The organism is Streptomyces sp. NRRL S-337 (genome assembly GCF_000720175.1).
Taxonomy (GTDB): domain Bacteria; phylum Actinomycetota; class Actinomycetes; order Streptomycetales; family Streptomycetaceae; genus Streptomyces; species Streptomyces siderophoricus.
In genome coordinates this window covers 100,984-118,929 of sequence record NZ_JOIX01000002.1, presented here as the reverse complement: position 1 = coordinate 118,929, position 17,946 = coordinate 100,984, and the positions used below count along the sequence as shown (strand labels likewise).

Sequence of the window (17,946 nt, the reverse complement as noted above, 5' to 3'; positions counted from 1 at the left end):
TCGGCCGGCAAGCAGGACGCATGAATTGAGGGGAGCTCGTAGGACGCTCCCGGACCGCGCAGATCAGCACAAGCACTCAGCACAAGCACTGAGACGGTACGCCCCCTGGAGCGGGCGTGAGCGCGGATTCACGGAACGCGGCCAAATGGCCGCCGGAGGTGACGGAGGCACCGGTGGTGACGGAGGTGCCGTTGCCGCCGGCCGGGGCGGCAACGGCTGCGTGACCCTCGCGTATTGAACTCGCTGGGGCCCAGCTGCTGTTCACCGGCGGGGGTTTCAGCGAGTGGGGCCGGCATTCGTCCGCTCGTCCGTAGCGTTTGAGGCCGGTGGAGGTGTCCTGGCGCGTGGGTTACTGGTAGCTGTGGCGGGGCGTCCGGTTCGGGAGGGGAACAGTTGTATGTCGGTGAGGCGAAGGTGAACGGCTGGTCTGGTCGCGGCGGTTGCCGTCACGGCCACTGCTGCGGGGTCCGCCGCGGTCCCGGACCGCGTGGGGATGTCTGCTGCGGACAAGCGAAGAGTGGCAGCGGCCACGGAGACGGGGGAACGGTCCGCAGGCAGCAACCGCCGTCCGCTGGTGATCGCCCACCGGGCCGGCACTGCGGACTTCCTGGAGAACACCGTGCGGGCAGAAGGGGAGCGGCCGGCCGGCACGTCTCGCTCCACCTGCAACAGCGTCTGTCGTCCCCTTGGTTGCGGTCTGGCGGCGGGTCATCGTAGAGGGCCGCTCCAGACGGCGCTTTCGTTGTGCGGGACGGTCAGCCATGTGCGGTTGTCTGCGGCCTGGGCGAAGTCCACGCCCACCTTGAGGTGGTTGGCCGAGTCCGAGGGCAGGGCGAAGCGCTGGGTGATGACTTTCTCCATGCCGGGCAGCAGCAGGGTTCGGCCCAGTCCGCTGGAATGGTCGTCGCCCTCGAAGAGGGGGTCGGCCGTGTGTCCGTGGGCATCGTTCGCCCCGATGCTGTAGAGCTCCCCGGTATCCAGCATGCCGGTGGATCCATTGCGGATCGTGATCTGCACGGACACGATGCGCTTGCCCCGCGTGTTGCTGTCCTGCCGCCGCTGTTCTTCCTTGCCGGGGGTGTACGGCTTGGAGGACGAAGCGGTGACCTGCAGTCCGTCCTCAAAGCACCGCGTGGTGTCATAACGGAGTTGCTGGCCGCCACCGGCCGTCGGGGCGGCACACGAGACCTGTTGGAGAGCGTTGGTGGTGACCATCGCGCCGTTGAGGAACCACGCGGTGGCCATGGCGCCGAGGACCGCGCCGGTCACGGCCGTGCCGCGGTTGCCGGTGCCGGCCCGCTGTGCCCGCCGGGCACCGAGGACGCCCAGGACCGTTGCGGTCGCGGTCAGAGCCCCCGCCGCCCAGAACAGGGCCGGGAGGACCGGCCCGGCGATGAGGCCGATGATGCCAAGAGCCGTGAGGACGAGAGCTGCGATGCCAAGACCATTGCGGGGCGGCCGTGCGCGGGGTGTGGGCGCCGAAGATGGCTCCGACACGGTCGAGGCTCCGCGAACGGAGGGGCCGGAGACCTCAGAGGCGGACCCGGGAGGCCTGTGCCCACCACGCGATTCCCCTTGCTGAATGTGGTCGTCTGTCATCTCAACTCCGTTCGTAAGGCGACCTGTTCGGTGCAGGCGTGTTCCACGCTCACCTCACCAGCCGTCTCACCAGCCGTCTCACCAGGCGCCCACGGCCCGACGGGATGGCGCGGGCCGCTGTTGTTGTTGCGCACGCCAAGGAGGCGGCCCCGGCCCGCGCGCAACGGTGCCGACCGGGAGGGCAACCCCCCAGTTCCGCTTTCCGCGGGGAGGCCGGGGAGGTCCCCTGCGTGGCCCCGGCCCTCCCTTTCCCAGGCCGAGGCCACTTCGTCGTTGTATGGACTGCCGGTGGAGGCGTGGGGGACTAGATCACACGCTTGAACCAGGTGATCGGGCTGGTGGTGTCGTGGGCTTGGACGTAGACACGGGCCGGGACGGCGACCATCCTCTGCTCGGTGTCATTGTTCTGCCGGTAGACGATATAGCCGGTGTAATACCCGCCGTTGCCCCGGGGCTCCAGCCAGCCCTTCTTCTTCCCGTCGGGCACAGTCATCTCGACGTCGGTTTCCAGGGTGCTTTGCAGCTTCTTGGTGGAGGTGGACGAGTAGCTGTAGGTGAAACTCGCCTCCCCCGGAAGCTCGCTCTTTCCGTCGCTGATTTTCGGTGTGATCTTCCCGCCTATTGACCAGCCTTCGGTCTCGCTCTTCTCGTCGGCCACCGAGCTGGAGATCTTGTAGGTCAGCTTCCCACCGCCGGCCAGGCCGTCTCCGGCGGAGCCTCGGAGGGGATACTTGTCGGTGAGCTTGCCGACGAAGGCGCAGGGCGGCTTCTGGCCGACGCGCGCAGGGTCGTGGTTCGGCCGGTTGCAGAGCTGGTCGAGATTTTCCTGGGTCCACTCGTCCTTGTAGCCGGCTTTGCCGGTGAAGACGGGGGCGGTGTAGTCGGGCGATTCGTTGAGTCCCGAGATGGGCTCGTAGAGCCTCTTGGCGCTTTCGCGGGCAGGCTCCTTGGTGTTGGGGTCCTCGGCGAACGCCTTGGCCGCGGCCTGGGCATCCTTGATGGCCTGATCGGGGCTGTAGTTGACCTGTCCTCCCTGTACGTCCGAGAGGTTGACCTGCTTGTCGTCGAGGCCGGTGGGCAGGCCCATTACGCTCTCGGAATCCTGGAGCGGCGACCACTTGGTCAGGTCTGCCATGACCTGGTCATCGGATTCATAGATGGTGTCGGGAACGGTGGACGAGCCATCGGCGAAGGCCGGCGCCTGCGAACTGAGTACCGACGCACCGGCGAGAAGAGTGGTGGCGACGGCGATTGTCACGCGGCTACTTCTGCGCTGACGTCGTACGGCAGGTGTGGATGCGGACATGCGAATTCCCTTCGACCGGCACGCGCACCTACCCCACTCGTTAAGGTGCGCATGACGGAACTGTGCTGGAGAAGAACGAGGAAACAACGCTGCATCACGCAGGACGCGTCTACCAAAGCGTCCGGGAATTCTGGGTGTGAAGTTCCGGCGTCTTCGGTCTTGGAGCCTTGTAGGGCTCGTTCGACCACAGAGATGGCATTCCTTGGCGTCCGGTTGCCCCGAACTGATCGGTAGCTTCCGACGGTGTTCCCGTACGCCGGCCAGAGGGCGGAGAAGGTGAAAGGAAACGCTCAGTAAGGGTGCGGTGGCGGGGCGCGACCTGGAATTCGAGATCGAGGACGAGAACGAGAGACTGTCCGGTCAGGACGGGGAGTTGACCGCCTGGTCCGGCAGTCGAATGCCCCTCATGGTGGTGTCGAAGACGGGCCGGTAGCGGGTCCACTGTGCCTCTGGTGCGGAGAGGTAGACCGTGTACTGGGTGCCGTCCGTCCCGGAGAAGGCCATTTCGACGGCCCGGAATCCGCGCTGCGTGCCGTCGAAGGTGAACTCCCAGTAGCCGGCCCGGAGTCCACGGAAGGTGGTGCGGCTCATGCGGACCCGTTCGTAGCCGGGGTTGTCCCGGCGGGTCTGGGCCTCTTCGGTCTCCTCCCAGTGCCGCAGCGGGTCCGACCCTGCGAACCTCACGACGTCGACCCGCAGGCCCACCAGCCTGGTCGGGTCGATGTAGCGGATCTCCCCGTCGGGTGTGTCGTTGCGTTTCCAGCCGTCCTGCACGGGGAGCGAGAAGCCCTGTGCCACTGCGAGGTACTGGATCGACCCGACCAACTCCCCGGTCCGCGTCAGAGAGGGCGTCCCCGACACCACGGCGATGCCGAAGTCGGTGAGGACGATCCGGCCGTCATGCGCCAGCAGGACGTTGGCGGGCTTGACGTCGCGATGCAGCACTCCGGCGTCGTGCGCGGCGCGCAGGGCACCGGCCATCGAACTGCCGATCCGGGCCGCCTCCTGCGGCGGCAGCGCACCCTGCCGCTTGAGCAGATCGCTCAGCGTGACGGAGGGGACGTACTCCATGACGATGCACGGCAGGCCCTCGTCGTCGACGACGTCGTGCACCACGATCACATGGGGATGGGTGATCCGGGCGGCACTGCGCGCCTCGCGACGGGTCCGCTCGTGCAGGGTGCGCACCTCGTCGTCGTGCAGATGCGGCGGTACGTGGAGCTTCTTCACGGCGACCTGGCGCCCGAGCACCTCGTCCTCGGCCCGCCAGACCGTGCCCATGCCGCCCCGGCCCAGCCGTTCGATCAGCCGGTACCGCCGGGCTATGAGCCGCCCCGATTCGGACACCGTCGGACCCCCTTCTCGGCTACTCGGCTTTTGGGCCATGTCACGGCAACAGATCGTCACCCTAATACGGCGACGTCCGTTGCCATGACACGGGAGTGAGCCGGCGCTTCTCACGCGTAGTTTGCGCAAAATCCTCGGTCAGGCTCAGCTTCCCGGGCCGTGACAGCTCTGGTGGGTGATCGAGGCGCGGCTGATACACATCCTTGCGACGGCTGCAACACAGGGCTGGCTGACTTGCCGAGCAGGGGCACTTTCCAGGGCCGGCCACGTCCGATTTCGACGGAACGCCGCGCGGGCGTAGCAGCCTTGGGAGGCTGTGCGTGCGTCGCCGCCTTGGGACGCCGAGGGGGTACGTAGCCGCCTTGCCGGGCGGGGCCGTTGTGCCCGTGCCTGAAGGCGTTGGGGCGCCGTTGAAGGGCGCGCTTTACCGAGGTCGAGCGATCTCCCCGGACCCGTCATCGGGCCGTACCGTCCGGCACTGTGGCCGGCGGGTGCGTGGCTGGTGTCGTCGGGGTGTCCGGGGAGGCCGGGGTGGTGGGGAGTCGGTGGGCGGCGGCGCATGAGGTTGCCAGGACGCAGGCGAGGACGGCGTAGACCGCCTGGTAGCCGCCGCTCGTATCGGCGAGGTGTCCGGTCACCCAGGGGCCGGCGAAGCCGGCGAGGTTGCTGAGTGCGTTGGTTGCGGCGATGGCGGTGGCGGAGTGGCGGCCGGCCAGTGAGCTGGTGCAGCGGCTCCAGAGGGCGGGCACGGCGGCCAGGTTCGCCGCGACGGTCACGGTCAGCGCGGCCAGGGTGACCAGGGGCAGGTCGGACAGTGCCGCTGCGGTGGCGGCGAGCGCGGCGACGGCGACGGGCACGGTGACCAGCGAGGCCCGCTCTCCTGTGTGGTCGCTGTGGCGGCTCCAGAGGAGCATCGTCGGGGCCGCGACGAGGTAGGGGAGGGCGGCGAGCGCGCAGACACTGGCGGCATTGACGCCGGGAAAGAGGGCGGTGAGGGCCTGCGGCAGGAAGAATTGCAGCGAGTACGCCGCGAAGCACACGCCCGCCTGCACCAGCGCGAAGCGTACGACGCGTCCCAACACGGTGCGGCCGGTGACGGTCGGCGGTGTGTCCTTGGCCAACTCTCCTTCCAGCGCGGTTCGTTGGGTGGCGGTCAGCCAGGCAGCCCGGCGTGGAGAGTCCGGCAGCAGGTGCAGTGCGGCCGTACCCAGGACGATGGCAGGCGCGGCCTCGATCAGAAACATCGACCGCCAACCACTGAGACCGAAGAAGCCCGCATGCTCGACCAGCAGACCGGAGGTGGGCAGACCGGCTGCGGTCGCCACGGGAATGGCCAGCAAAAACGCCGCCAGCGCACGGGTGCGCTGCTGGGCGGGGAACCAGGTGGTCAGATAGGCGACGACACCGGGGAAGAACCCCGCCTCGGCGAGCCCGAGGAGAAAGCGCGCCAGGTACAGGCCGCGGGCGTCGGTAACGAAGGCGGTGGCGGCCGAGCACAACCCCCAGGCAGTCACCACGCCCGCCAGCCAGCGCCGGGCACCGAACCGTTTCAAGCCCGCGGCAGCCGGCACCTGGAAGAGCACATAGCCCACGAAGAACATACCGGCGGCGGTTCCGTAGTCCGTCGCGCTCAGATGCAACTCGGCATTCATGGCCAACGCGGCCACGCCGATGTTGGCGCGGTCAAGGAAGTTGACCACATACAGCACGAACAGCAGAGGCAACAACCTCCGCGCCACCGCACGCACCGCGCCCTGGCCGGCCGCCCCATCCTTCCCGTCCCGCGCCGCCCCGCTCGCGCCCGCCTCTGCTACTGCCATCGCTCGCCGCCTCCGCCTCTCGGGCCACCTGGTGCCGTCTGCCGTCTGCTGTCGCTGAATTAACAACGACTCAGGCGGCCTCAGGTGTGCGGTACGGGCTCCCGTCGGCGATGGCGCTCTGTGGGTGCCCGGGCCCCTGGCCACTGCTGGTGCCAGCGGGTACTCCTCCCAATTCCCCAACCCCGCCCCACGCCGGCCCGTCGGAAACCGGGTGCGGACGGTCGGTGCGGTGGTGTGTGATCGGGCGTATGGCGATTCTGTTGGGCAAGCCGGGAGTCGACGGGCTGAGCGAGGCTGTGGGCGTGCTGCGGGAGTGGCAGTACGACCGGGCGCCGATGCAGCTGCATCCGGGGGACGTGGGCTGGTTCTGGCGGTCAGGTGGGGAAGCGACTGCCGCGGCGGTCAGGACATGGAGCCGGGGCGGACAGCTTCTCGCCGTCGGGCTGCTGGACGGTCCCAGGCTGTTGCGGCTGACGATCGCGCCAGACGTTCACCGGGACGAGGAGCTGGCGCGGCAGTTGGTGGAAGACGTGACCGAGCCGGAGCGAGGCGTGCTGCCCGAGGGGAAGGTGAACGTCGAGGCGCCGATGGGCGCACTGGTCCAAGAACTGCTGACCGAGAACGGCTGGCACGCCGACGAGCCATGGACGCCACTGCGCCGTGACCTCACGGAGCCGGTGAGGGACCCAGGCGTACGGATCGAGGTGGTCGGGCCGGAGAAGGCGCACGTGGTCGTCGCCGTACATCGGGCGGCGTTCGACGGGTCGAGGTTCACGGACGAGCGCTGGCACGCGATGGCGGCCGGATTGCCTTACGCCGACGCCCGGTCTCTGATCGCGTACGACGACCAGGGCCACGCGGTGGCGACGGTGACGGTGTGGTCGGCCGGTCCGGGGAGGCCCGGGTTGCTCGAACCGATGGGCGTGCACCGGGACCATCGCCGTCGCGGCTACGGCGAGGCGATCACCGTCGCCGCGGCCGCCACACTCCGGGAGCTGGGTTCGTCGAGCGCGATCGTCTGCACCCCGAGCTCCAATGTCGGTGCCGTCGCCGCGTACAAGGCGGCCGGTTTCCAGCAGTGCGCCGAGACCCGGGACCGATACCGGGATGCCTAGTGCCTTGTCTCCTCGATCACGGGCGGAGCCGGACGAGGAGTGCGGCGTGCGGCAGCGGTGACGGTGCCGAGGAAGATGTCTCCGGACGTGGTGGTGTCGCCCTTCCTTCAGATGGCCTCGCGGATGGCCCGCTCGAAGCCCTCGACGTGACTGCGGGCGAGCTGCGCCGCCTTCTCCGGGTCACCCGCGACGATCGCCTCGATCAACGGCCCGTGCTCTTCGACATGGCCGGCCATGTCTGACATGCGCTCGACGAACAGGCACCAGATACGGGTGGCCAGGTTGTCGTGGCGGACGAGGGTGTCCTCCAGATACGGGTTGTGTGTGGCGGCGTAGATGGCGCGGTGGACCTGAAGGTCCAGGCGCATGAGTTCGTCCGCGTCGTGGCGACGGGAATCCACGCTCGCCAGCTCCCGCCGTACGGCCGTCAGGGTCGTGCGGTCCGCAGCTGTGGCGCGCCGCGCGGCCTGGGCTGCGGCCAGTGGCTCCAGCTCCAGGCGCACCTCGGAGATGTGGGCCAGGTCGGTGATGTTGACATCGGTGGCGAAGGTGCCGCGCCGGGGGTAGGTCGTGATCAGCCGCTCGTACTGGAGCCGTTTGAGCGCCTCGCGCACCGGTGTCCGCCCGACGCCCAGGGAGTGTGCCAGTTGGTCCTCGTTGATCGGCGCGCCCGGGCGGATCTCGAGCATGACGAGCCGGTCGCGGATGGCGCGGTAGGCGCGCTCGGCGAGGGAGAGCTCCTCGCCCCTGGGCTCGGTCGCCACGTGCTGCATGAGGCCCCCTTGACGTGTTCGGCAAGCTCCCATACCTTAACGCACAGGCTGATATATCAGTTGCTCATTAGTTGGCTCCCAGAATGGTGTGCAGATGGCAACGAACCCGTCGATCGCCACGGTCGCCTCGCCCCTCACCCTCCCGCTGAGCACGATCGACCCGGAGATCGCCACCGCGGTGGACGCCGAGCTCCACCGGCAGCAGTCGACCCTCGAGATGATCGCCTCGGAGAACTTCGCCCCGGCCGCCGTCATGGAGGCCCAGGGCTCGGTCCTGACCAACAAGTACGCCGAGGGCTACCCGGGCCGCCGCTACTACGGCGGCTGCGAGCACGTCGACGTCATCGAGAAGCTGGCCGTCGACCGGGTGAAGGAACTGTTCGGCGCCGAGGCCGCGAACGTGCAGCCGCACTCGGGCGCCCAGGCCAACGCGGCCGCGATGTTCGCGCTGCTCAAGCCCGGTGACACGATCCTCGGCCTCGACCTGGCGCACGGCGGTCACCTGACCCACGGCATGCGCCTCAACTACTCCGGCAAGCTGTACAACGTCGTGCCGTACCACGTGCGCGGGTCCGACATGCGCATCGACATGGACGAGGTCGAGCAGCTCGCCCTCGCGCACCGGCCCAAGATGATCGTCGCCGGTTGGTCGGCCTACCCCCGCCGCCTGGACTTCGCCGCGTTCCGGCGGATCGCCGACGCGGTGGGCGCGTACCTGATGGTGGACATGGCGCACTTCGCCGGCCTGGTGGCCGCGGGTCTCCACCCGAACCCGGTGCCGTACGCCGATGTCGTGACCACCACGACGCACAAGACCCTCGGCGGCCCGCGCGGTGGTGTGATCCTCAGCCGCGCCGACCTCGCCAAGAAGATCAACTCCGCGGTCTTCCCGGGCCAGCAGGGCGGTCCGCTGGAGCACGTCATCGCGGCAAAAGCGGTGGCCTTCAAGGTGGCGGCGAGCGGGGCGTTCAAGGAGCGCCAGCAGCGCACCCTCGACGGCGCCCGGATCCTGGCCGGACGGCTGCTGGCCGACGATGTGGCCGAGGCCGGGATCACCGTGCTGACCGGTGGCACCGAGGTCCACCTGGTCCTCGTCGACCTGCGGAACTCCGTTCTCGACGGGCAGCAGGCCGAGGACCGGCTGCACCGCATCGGCATCACCGTCAACCGCAACGCGGTGCCCTTCGACCCGCGCCCGCCGATGGTCTCCTCCGGGCTGCGGATCGGAACCCCCGCGCTGGCCACCCGGGGCTTCGGAGCCGCGGAGTTCCGCGAGGTCGCCGACATCATCGCGCTCGCCCTCAAGGAGGAACGCACCGACGAGCACACCGATGAGCTGCGCGGCCGCGTCACCACGCTCGCCGGGAAGTTCCCCCTCTACGCCGACCGGAACGGATTCGCCGGATGACCACCACACCCCTCCCGGAGCACCCCGACTGGCTCTGGCGCAACCCCGAGCCGCGCTCCTCGTACGACGTCATCATCGTCGGCGCCGGCGGTCACGGCCTGGCCACCGCCTACTACCTCGCCAAGCACCACGGCATCACCAAGGTCGCCGTCCTGGAGAAGGGCTGGCTGGCCGGCGGCAACATGGCGCGCAACACCACGATCATCCGCTCCAACTACCTGTGGGACGCGAGCGCCGCGATCTACGAGCGTGCGCTCCAGCTGTGGGAGCAACTGCCGGCGGAGCTGGACTACGACTTCCTGTTCAGCCAGCGCGGCGTGCTCAACCTCGCGCACACCCTGCAGGACGTCCGCGAAGGCGTACGCCGGGTCAACGCCAACCGCCTCAACGGCGTCGACGCCGAATGGCTCGCACCGGACGAGGTCGCCGAGGTCTGCCCGATCCTCAACGTCTCGGCCGACACCCGGTATCCGGTCCTCGGCGGCACCTATCAACCGCGGGCCGGCATCGCCAAGCACGACCACGTCGCCTGGGCGCTCGCCCGCCGGGCCGACGACATGGGAGTCGACCTGATCCAGGGGTGCGAGGTCACCGGCTTCCTCAAGGACGGTGACCGGGTCGTCGGCGTCGAGACCAGCCGCGGCCGCATCCGCGCCGGCCGGGTGGGCCTCGCGGCCGCCGGGCACAGCAGCGTGCTGGCCGAGCGGGCGGGCTTCCGGCTGCCGGTGCAGTCCCACCCCCTCCAGGCGCTGGTCTCCGAACTGCACGAGCCGGTGCACCCCACCGTGGTGATGTCCAACCATGTGCACGTCTACGTCTCGCAGGCGCACAAGGGCGAACTGGTGATGGGCGCGGGCGTCGACGCGTACAACGGATACGGCCAGCGCGGCTCCTTCCATGTGATCGAGCAGCAGATGGCGGCCGCTGTCGAGCTCTTCCCGGTCTTCGCCCGCGCTCACGTGCTGCGCACCTGGGGCGGCATCGTCGACGTCACGCCCGACGCGTCCCCCATCATCGGCACCACCCCGATCGAGAACCTCTACGTCAACTGCGGCTGGGGCACCGGCGGTTTCAAGGCCACCCCGGCCGCCGGACTGACCTTCGCCCACACCATCGCCACCGGCGAACCCCATCCGCTCAACGCCCCCTTCGCCCTCGAACGCTTCACCACGGGCGCACTGGTCGACGAACACGGCGCCGCAGCCGTGGCCCACTGAAACGCCCGCTGAGAGAAGGACACCGTGCTGCTGATCAGCTGCCCCTGGTGCGGTCCGCGTGACGAGACCGAGTACCACTACGGCGGACAGGCCCATGTCCCCTACCCCGAGACCCCCGCGGACCTCACCGACGAGCAGTGGGCCGAGTACGTCTTCTACCGCGACAACCCCAAGGGCCACTTCGCCGAGCGGTGGATGCACAGCCTCGGCTGCCGCCGTTGGTTCAACGTCCTGCGGGACACCGTCAGTTACGACGTTCTCGCCGTCTACCGGCTCGACGAACCCCGCCCCGAACTGCCCCAGGCCGGAGGGAACCGATGACCGACCAGCACTTCCGGCTCCGGCAAGGCGGCCGGGTCGACCGTCGCACCGTGCTGCGGTTCACCGTCGACGGGCGTGAGCTGACCGGCCACCCCGGAGACACCGTCGCCTCCGCGATGCTGGCCAACGGCATCATCGAGGTCGCGCCGTCCCTCTACCGCGGCCGCCCGCGCGGCATCGTCGCCGCCGGAGTCGAGGAGCCCAACGCCCTGCTGCAGCTTGGTGGTTCATGCTCGGAGGGCATGCTCCCGGCGACGGCAGTGGAGCTGTACGACGGCCTGTCCGCCACCACCCTGTCCGGGATGGGCCGGCTCGACCCGGCCCCCGACCCCGCCGTCTACGACAAGAAGTACCTCCACACCGACGTCCTGGTCGTCGGCGCCGGACCGACCGGGCTCGCGGCCGCCGCCGCTGCCGCCGACTCCGGCGCCCGGGTGATCCTCGTCGACGACCAGCCCGAGCCCGGCGGTGCGCTGCTCTCCGCAGGCACCGAGACGATCGGCGCGCAGACCGCCCTCGCATGGGTCGCCGACATCCGCGCGGCGCTCGACGCCGCTCCCGAGGTCACCGTCCTGCCGCGCACCACGGCGTTCGGTTCGTACGACGACAACTACGTGCTGGCCCTGCAGACGCGCACCGACCACCTCGGAGCGGCGGCGGCTCCTGAGGGCGTCTCCCGCCAGCGGTTGTGGCACCTCCGCGCCCGCCAGGTGGTCCTGGCGACCGGCGCGCACGAGCGCCCGCTGGTCTTCGCCGGCAACGACCGGCCCGGAGTGGTGCTCGCCGCAGCCGTGCGCTCGTACCTCAACCGGTACGGCGTGGCTCCGGGCTCGCGGGCCGTGGTGAGCACGACCAACGACAGCGCCTACGACACGGTCGCCGATCTCCACGCCGTCGGGATCGACATCGCCGCCGTCGTCGACGCGCGTCCGGAGCTGTCCCACCGGGCCGCCGAGGTCGCCGCGGCGACGGGCGTACGGGTGCTGACCGGCAGCGCGGTGGTCGACACCGCGGGCGGGGGCCGGCTCTCCGGCGTCACCGTCCAGTCGCTCGACGCAGACGGCCAACTCACCGGCTCTCCACAGGCGTTCGACTGCGATCTGCTCGCCGTCTCGGGCGGCTGGAGCCCGGTCGTGCACCTGCACAGTCAGCGCCAGGGCCGGTTGCGCTGGGACGAGGACCTGGTCGCCTTCGTGCCCGACGGGAACGTAAGGGATCAGCAGGTGGTCGGTGCGGCGCGCGGGACGTACGACCTCGACGGCTGTCTGGCCGAGGGGGCGCGGGCCGGTGCGCAGGCCGCGACGGACGCCGGGTTCCCGGTCGCCGTTCCGTCGCCCGGCGATGCCCGGTCCGTGGGCCGGACGCGTGCCCTGTGGCTGGTCCCCGCCCCCGAAGGCGAGCCCGGTGCCTGGGACACCCACTTCGTCGATCTGCAGCGCGACGTCACCGTCGCCGATGTCTGGCGGTCCACCGGAGCAGGCATGCGCAGCGTCGAGCACGTCAAGCGCTACACCTCGCTCGGCACGGCCAACGACCAGGGCAAGACGTCCGGCGTCAATGCGATAGGGGTGATCGCCGAGGCCCTCGGCGCGGGCGCGTCACCCGGGGAGATCGGCACCACGGCCTACCGCGCGCCCTACACGCCGGTGGCCTTCGCCGCCCTCGCCGGGCGGGAGCGCGGCGAGCTGTTCGACCCGGAGCGGACCACGTCCTTGCACAGCTGGCACCTCGCGCACGGAGCGGAGTTCGAGGACGTGGGGCAGTGGAAGCGCCCCCGGTACTACCCCCTGCCCGGTGAGGACATGGACACGGCCGTGGCCCGCGAGTGCCGCGCGGCCCGTGGGGGAGTGGCGTTCATGGACGCCTCCACCCTCGGCAAGATCGAGATCCGGGGCGCGGACGCCGGCGAGTTCCTCAACCGCGTCTACACCAACGCCTTCAAGAAGCTCAAGCCCGGCATGGCCCGCTACGGCGTCATGTGCAAGCCGGACGGCATGATCTTCGACGACGGTGTCACGCTGCGCCTCGACGACAACCGCTACTTCATGACCACCACGACCGGCGGCGCCGCGGGGGTCCTGGACTGGCTGGAGGAGTGGCTGCAGACCGAGTGGCCCGGACTCGACGTCCACTGCACGTCGGTGACCGAGCAGTGGACGACGATCGCCGTCGTCGGCCCCCGCTCCCGCGAGGTCGTCGCCCAACTCGCGCCCGACGTCGACCTGTCCGCCGAAGCCTTCCCGTTCATGGCCTTCCGCGAGACCACCCTGGCCTCCGGTGTCCCGGCCCGCATCTGCCGGATCTCCTTCTCCGGCGAGCTTGCCTACGAGATCAACGTCTCCGCGTGGTACGGCCTGGCGGTCTGGGAGGAGGTGGACGCGATCGGCCGCCCGTACGACATCACGCCGTACGGCACCGAGACCATGCACGTCCTGCGGGCCGAGAAGGGCTACATCATCGTCGGCCAAGACACCGACGGCACCGTCACCCCGCAGGACGCGGGCATGTCCTGGGTGGTATCCCAGCAGAAGGACTTCATCGGCAAGCGGTCCTACTCCCGCGCCGACACCTCCCGCACCGACCGCAAGCAACTCGTCGGACTGCTACCGAGTGATCGCCGGACCCGGCTGCCCGAGGGCACCCAGCTCGTCGCGCCGGACGTGCCCCTCACCCCCGAAGCCGGGCCGGTGCCGATGCTCGGCCACGTCACCTCCAGTTACCACAGCGAGGCGCTGGGCCGCCCGTTCGCCCTCGCCCTGGTCGCCGCCGGCCGGGACCGCGTCGGCGACACACTCTTCGCCCCCGTCGGCGACGACCTGGTACCCGTCCAGGTCACCGAACCCGTCCTCTACGACCCCGAAGGGACCAAGCGAGATGGCTGAGCCGACGTTCGACCAAGGCGCAGGCGCAGGCGCAGGTCCAGCCGCACTGCGCAGAAGCCCCCTGGCACATCTGGAGGAGCTGATCCGCGCCGCCACCGTCACCGGCGCCCGCGGTGTCACGCTGACCGAGTGGCCGTTCCTCACCATGGTGAACCTGCGCGTCGCCCCCGCTTCCGAAGCGGCCGCCCGCATCGAGAAGACCCTGGGGGCACCCCTCCCGCGGCAGTGCGGCCACACGTCCGCAGCCGGCCCCCACACGGTCTGCTGGCTCGGCCCCGACGAGTGGCTCGTACTCTCCCAGGCCGAATCGACCGCTGTGACCGCCGAGTTGCGCGAGGCTCTCGCCGAAGCCCCGGGCTCGGTCGTGGACGTCTCCGCCAACCGCACCACGCTGGAGCTGAGCGGCCCGAGCGCCCGGCAGGTGCTGGAGAAGGGCTGCCCGCTGGACCTGCACCCCCGGTCCTTCGCACCCGGCCGGGCCGTGTCGACCACGGTGGGCCCCGTCGCGGTCCTGCTCTGGCAGGTCGATGACAGGCCCACGTACCGGCTGTTCCCGCGCTCCTCGTTCGCCGACTACCTGGCGCGCTGGCTCATCGATGCGATGCGCGAGTACCGCGGCCCCGAGGTCCCCTGATGACTCCCGCGCAGGTCGAGAACGCCGCCGAAGTCGGCATCGAACACCACCTGCGGCTCACCCGCGATCCGGTCGGCGGCCTGGTCCACATCCCTGCATCGAGCCCAACGCCGTCGCCGCCAACAACGCGATCAACGCGGCACGGCTCGCCCTGGCCGGTGACGGCATGCACAAGGTCAGCCTGGGCAAGGCCAGCAAGACCATGCGCGACACCGGCCGGGACATCAAGAGCACGTACAAGGAGACCGCCCGCGGCGGCCTCGCCGTCAACGTAATCGAGTGCTGACACCATGACTGATCTCGCAGCTTCCGCCACGGCGCGCCCGTAGAGCACAGCCACACCCCCGACGACCTGGCCGCCATCGGCCGCGACGCGGAGTCGGCAGCCCTGGCCCGAGCGGCCCGGTGGCACTGCGAGGGACGGGTGTTCGTCCAGGGCAGGCGCAGGGTGGTCCTCCGCTGACGGTCGGCTGCCTCCCTCGAACCGCGGGCAGCGTGTTCCGACATCCGCACTCGGCTGTCCACGACCGGGAAGCCCCGGGGGCTGTGTGAGCAGGCCGAACAGGAACAAGACCGTACTGAGGTACCAGGCTTCCGGGCAGAGCCGGCTGCAGGTCGGGCAGATCGGACCCACCGGGGCCTCCCAGCTCCGGAGAACCGGGCCCCGACGCCGCACCAGGTGCGTCAGCGGTCATGATCACACTGCCGAAGTCGCAGAGTGCGGGGCTGCCATAAAAGAGGGGCCGGGCGGTGGTTGGGTTGCCTATATTCGTGGTCATGCCCGAGATGCAGCTGCTCCGTCCAGACCACGCCTCCGCGCTGCTCGCCTTCGAGCGGGAGAACCGGGCCTACTTCGCCGCCTCTGTGCCCGACCGGGGTGATGACTACTTCGCTCGGTTCGACGAGCGACTGCGTGGCCTGCTCGCCGAGCAGGAGGCTGGTGTCTGTTACTTCCACGTGCTGGTCGGTGCCGAAGACGAGGTGCTGGGCCGTATCAACCTCATGGACGTGGCGGATGGCGCTGCCGAGCTCGGGTACCGGATCGCGGAGCGTGCCGCAGGCCGGGGGCTGGCCACCAGAGCCGTGCGCAAGCTGTGCGACCTCGCTGCCAACAGCTACGGGCTGACCTTCTTGCGGGCCGCGACCACGCTCGACAATGCCGCATCGCGGGCCGTGCTGGCTCGCTCAGGGTTCGCGGTCGTCGGCGAGACACAGCTCTCTGGTCGCCCCGGTCTGTCATACCGCCGCAGTCTTGCGGATTTCCGGACTCGGCCCGGTGCGCTGGCCGCCGGTTGATCAAGGTTGACCAAGGGTGAGTTGACCGCCCACGGTGAGGACGCGATGTCTCACCAGCCGTCCTACGGCGGGCTCGTGCCCAGGCCGCCGCTGCCCCGTTGCCGCCCCTGCCCGGTCGGTCTGGGTGCGAGCACCTCCGGCTTGGGCAACCACCGCTCCTCCGTGGGCCCTTTCGGTTTGATGGGGGATCAGTCTGTGACGGTGGGACGCCAAGGAGCGTCGACTTTGGTGGGGAGCGCGTGGGCTGAGATGCGGAGGGCGTAGACGGGCGGGTCGTTGCCGGGGACGGGGCCGAGGTAGTGATGTCCGGTCATGTGGCACCAGGCAGGCAGGTCGAGGGGGGCGGCTGGGTCGGTGGCGATGATGTGGACGACGGTGCCGGGGGTGGCGCTGTCGATGGCCTTGCGGATGCGCATCAGGAGGGTGACGCACAGCAGTCCGGTGCCGTCGATGGTGATGTCCGGCGCAGGGGGCATGGGGTTCGTGTGGTTCATGCGGTTCGTCGGTGGTAGGCGGTGGCGGCGATGGCGGGCAGCAGCGCGAGAGAGAGTATGCCGCCGGTGAGGGCGAGGGCGGGGTAGCTGGTGGCGGCGACCATGATGCCGGAGGCCATGCCGCCGGTGGCTCCGGCGAGCGCGATGGAAACGTCGACCAGGCCCTGGGTCCTGGCGCGGGTGGCGAGCGGGACGGTGTCGGTGATGATCGCGGTACCGGAGACGAGGCCGAGGTTCCAGCCCAGCCCGAGCAGGGCAAGGGCACATGCCAGGAGTGCGACGGAGTCACCGGGCGCGGCGGCGGCCAGGATGCCGGCGGTCAGCAGGGTGATGCCGGAGGCGGCGGCGATCTTCCTACGGCCGTAGCGGTCGACGAGCCAGCCGGTCAGCGGCGAGGGCAGGTACATGGCGCCGACGTGGACGGCGATGACGAGGCCGGAGGCGGCGGTTCCGTGGCCGTGGTCGTGCAGGTGCACCGGCGTCATCGTCATGATCGCGACCATGACGAGCTGAGTGAGGACCATGATCAGCGCGCCCAGGACGACGCCTCCACGGCCGTCCGCCGTATTGCCAGGGGTGGTGGTAGTCGGGTCGGTGACGGCCGCGTCGGTCGCGGCGTCGGCTTCCTTCACCTCGGCCAGGGTGCGGGCCAGGAGGAGCGGGTCGGGGCGGAGCCATAGGGCGAGGACGAGCGTGGCCAGCGCGTAGGCGGTGCCGGAGAGGATGAAGGGTCCGGCGAGGCGGGGGACGCCGAGGTGTGCGGCGAAGGCGCCTGTGGGGGCGGCGAGGTTGGGGCCGATGACGCCGCCGAGGGTGGTGGCGACCAGGACGGTGGACACGGCGCGGGCCTGGTGGCCGGGTGTGGCGAGGTCGGCTCCGGCGTACCTGGCCTGAAGGTTGGTGGCCGTTCCGGCGCCGTAGACGAACAGGGCGAGGAACAGCAGGACCGGATTGTCGGCGAGGGCGGCGGCGACCACACCTGCGCTGCCGACTGCCCCGGTCAGGTACCCCGTGGCCAGACCCGGCCGGCGGCCCCGGGCCTGGGAGATACGGCCCACCGCGACAGCGGCGAGGGCCGAACCGGCGGTGAACAGCGCACTGGGCAGCCCCGCCAGGTCCGTGGAGCCGAGCATGTCCTGGGCGAGCAGGGCCCCGACGGTAACGCCGGCCGCAAGCCCGGCCCCGCTGAGGATCTGGCTGGTGACCAGGACAGTGAGGGTGCGGCGCTGCACCTCGGGGCGGGGGGATATGCCGGCGGTGGCGGCCGGGCCGGTGCTGGTCACGGGACGAATTCTTCCTTCCGGTGCGGCGGCTGGGGCGATGTGAAGTGGGAGGACGTTGGACGTTCGCTGCTGAGGTCGCTGAACCCTTGCTGCCGGACGTCGACTGCTGTCGGACGTCCACTCCTATCGGATGTCGACTCCTATCGGACATCTACTGCTATCGGATGTCGACAAGGAGGTGGCCGTCGGTGCGGTGTACATGGTCGCCGTCCGGGTCGGGCGCGAGACAAGTGCCTTGCAGCAATTGTGAGTTGCTCGGGGGCTGCGACCCAGAAACCTTCGACCGGCCTTGAGCACCACGCCGACGGGCGCCGGGGAGACCGACGGCGGTGCCGGGAGATTGGCCGATTGACGGCAGTGCCGGGTTGGCCGCGGTGCCAGGAGATCAACAGCGGTGATGACTTCAACACCCCGGAGCCACTAGCCACTACCGGATACGCCAGCAGGTATC

14 protein-coding genes and 1 pseudogene are annotated in these 17,946 nt (G+C 69.9%); 8 read left to right on the top strand and 7 right to left on the bottom strand.

From position 1 onward, the window contains the following. Positions 1–708: 708 nt before the first annotated feature. From IG62_RS43025 to IG62_RS0102755, 4 genes are all read right to left on the bottom strand, one after another. Positions 709–1,497: a DUF4190 domain-containing protein gene (locus IG62_RS43025; RefSeq protein WP_030797100.1), complete on the bottom strand. Its 789-nt coding sequence runs from the start codon at positions 1,495–1,497 to the stop codon at positions 709–711. Between the two features lie 406 nt (positions 1,498–1,903). Beyond that, complete coding sequence (locus tag IG62_RS0102765) at positions 1,904–2,857, bottom strand: hypothetical protein (protein WP_030797099.1); 954 nt, start codon at positions 2,855–2,857, stop codon at positions 1,904–1,906. Between the two features lie 408 nt (positions 2,858–3,265). Next, positions 3,266–4,252, bottom strand: a complete 987-nt coding sequence (locus IG62_RS0102760) for a serine/threonine-protein kinase (RefSeq protein ID WP_030797097.1) — start codon at positions 4,250–4,252, stop codon at positions 3,266–3,268. A gap of 455 nt (positions 4,253–4,707) precedes the next feature. Then, entirely contained in the window at positions 4,708–6,072 is a 1,365-nt protein-coding gene (locus IG62_RS0102755) for an MFS transporter (protein ID WP_078871774.1), read from the bottom strand. 248 nt (positions 6,073–6,320) lie between these two features. Between IG62_RS0102755 and IG62_RS0102750 the strand changes: the two genes are divergently transcribed. Then, positions 6,321–7,187 carry a GNAT family N-acetyltransferase gene (locus tag IG62_RS0102750; RefSeq protein ID WP_030797093.1) on the top strand — a complete coding sequence of 289 codons (867 nt, stop codon included), beginning with the start codon at positions 6,321–6,323 and terminating at the stop codon, positions 7,185–7,187. Positions 7,188–7,294: 107 nt separating this feature from the next. Here IG62_RS0102750 and IG62_RS0102745 read toward each other — a convergent pair whose 3' ends face one another. Then, positions 7,295–7,960, bottom strand: a complete 666-nt coding sequence (locus tag IG62_RS0102745) for a GntR family transcriptional regulator (protein WP_030797091.1) — start codon at positions 7,958–7,960, stop codon at positions 7,295–7,297. Between the two features lie 94 nt (positions 7,961–8,054). On the opposite strand from IG62_RS0102745, the gene glyA reads away from it, so the two are divergent. From glyA to IG62_RS0102710, 7 genes and pseudogenes are all read left to right on the top strand, one after another. Continuing rightward, a complete protein-coding gene (glyA, locus tag IG62_RS0102740; protein WP_030797089.1) occupies positions 8,055–9,368 on the top strand; it encodes a serine hydroxymethyltransferase in 1,314 nt (437 codons plus the stop codon). Then, positions 9,365–10,585, top strand: a complete 1,221-nt coding sequence (locus IG62_RS0102735) for a sarcosine oxidase subunit beta family protein (RefSeq protein ID WP_030797088.1) — start codon at positions 9,365–9,367, stop codon at positions 10,583–10,585. The genes glyA and IG62_RS0102735 overlap by 4 nt, the downstream gene beginning before the upstream one ends. Positions 10,586–10,609: 24 nt before the next feature. After that, positions 10,610–10,906, top strand: a complete 297-nt coding sequence (locus IG62_RS0102730; protein WP_030797086.1) for a sarcosine oxidase subunit delta — start codon at positions 10,610–10,612, stop codon at positions 10,904–10,906. Further along, positions 10,903–13,788, top strand: a complete 2,886-nt coding sequence (locus IG62_RS0102725; protein WP_030797084.1) for a sarcosine oxidase subunit alpha family protein — start codon at positions 10,903–10,905, stop codon at positions 13,786–13,788. Before IG62_RS0102730 ends, IG62_RS0102725 begins: the two co-directional genes overlap by 4 nt. Next, positions 13,781–14,422: a sarcosine oxidase subunit gamma gene (locus IG62_RS0102720; RefSeq protein WP_030797082.1), complete on the top strand. Its 642-nt coding sequence runs from the start codon at positions 13,781–13,783 to the stop codon at positions 14,420–14,422. The genes IG62_RS0102725 and IG62_RS0102720 overlap by 8 nt, the downstream gene beginning before the upstream one ends. A gap of 2 nt (positions 14,423–14,424) precedes the next feature. After that, positions 14,425–14,708 (top strand): annotated as a pseudogene (locus IG62_RS44135) (L-serine ammonia-lyase, iron-sulfur-dependent, subunit alpha); the annotation flags it as partial. Positions 14,709–15,199: 491 nt separating this feature from the next. Beyond that, positions 15,200–15,718, top strand: a complete 519-nt coding sequence (locus IG62_RS0102710; protein WP_030797079.1) for a GNAT family N-acetyltransferase — start codon at positions 15,200–15,202, stop codon at positions 15,716–15,718. Positions 15,719–15,906: 188 nt separating this feature from the next. On the opposite strand, the gene IG62_RS0102705 is transcribed toward IG62_RS0102710, so the two are convergent. Together IG62_RS0102705 and IG62_RS0102700 are read right to left on the bottom strand one after the other, a co-directional pair. Next, a complete protein-coding gene (locus tag IG62_RS0102705; protein ID WP_030797077.1) occupies positions 15,907–16,212 on the bottom strand; it encodes a sulfurtransferase TusA family protein in 306 nt (101 codons plus the stop codon). Next, a complete protein-coding gene (locus IG62_RS0102700) occupies positions 16,209–17,495 on the bottom strand; it encodes an MFS transporter (protein ID WP_030797074.1) in 1,287 nt (428 codons plus the stop codon). Before IG62_RS0102700 ends, IG62_RS0102705 begins: the two co-directional genes overlap by 4 nt. Positions 17,496–17,946 lie beyond the last annotated feature (451 nt).

Coding starts and splice junctions, on each gene's coding strand:
- IG62_RS0102750 (WP_030797093.1), top strand. CDS start 6,321: ATGGCGATTCTGTTGGGCAAGCCGGGAGTCGACGGGCTGAGCGAGGCT.
- IG62_RS0102725 (WP_030797084.1), top strand. CDS start 10,903: ATGACCGACCAGCACTTCCGGCTCCGGCAAGGCGGCCGGGTCGACCGT.
- IG62_RS0102720 (WP_030797082.1), top strand. CDS start 13,781: ATGGCTGAGCCGACGTTCGACCAAGGCGCAGGCGCAGGCGCAGGTCCA.
- IG62_RS0102745 (WP_030797091.1), bottom strand. CDS start 7,960: ATGCAGCACGTGGCGACCGAGCCCAGGGGCGAGGAGCTCTCCCTCGCC.
- IG62_RS0102755 (WP_078871774.1), bottom strand. CDS start 6,072: ATGGCAGTAGCAGAGGCGGGCGCGAGCGGGGCGGCGCGGGACGGGAAG.
- glyA (WP_030797089.1), top strand. CDS start 8,055: ATGGCAACGAACCCGTCGATCGCCACGGTCGCCTCGCCCCTCACCCTC.
- IG62_RS0102735 (WP_030797088.1), top strand. CDS start 9,365: ATGACCACCACACCCCTCCCGGAGCACCCCGACTGGCTCTGGCGCAAC.
- IG62_RS0102710 (WP_030797079.1), top strand. CDS start 15,200: ATGCCCGAGATGCAGCTGCTCCGTCCAGACCACGCCTCCGCGCTGCTC.
- IG62_RS0102705 (WP_030797077.1), bottom strand. CDS start 16,212: ATGAACCACACGAACCCCATGCCCCCTGCGCCGGACATCACCATCGAC.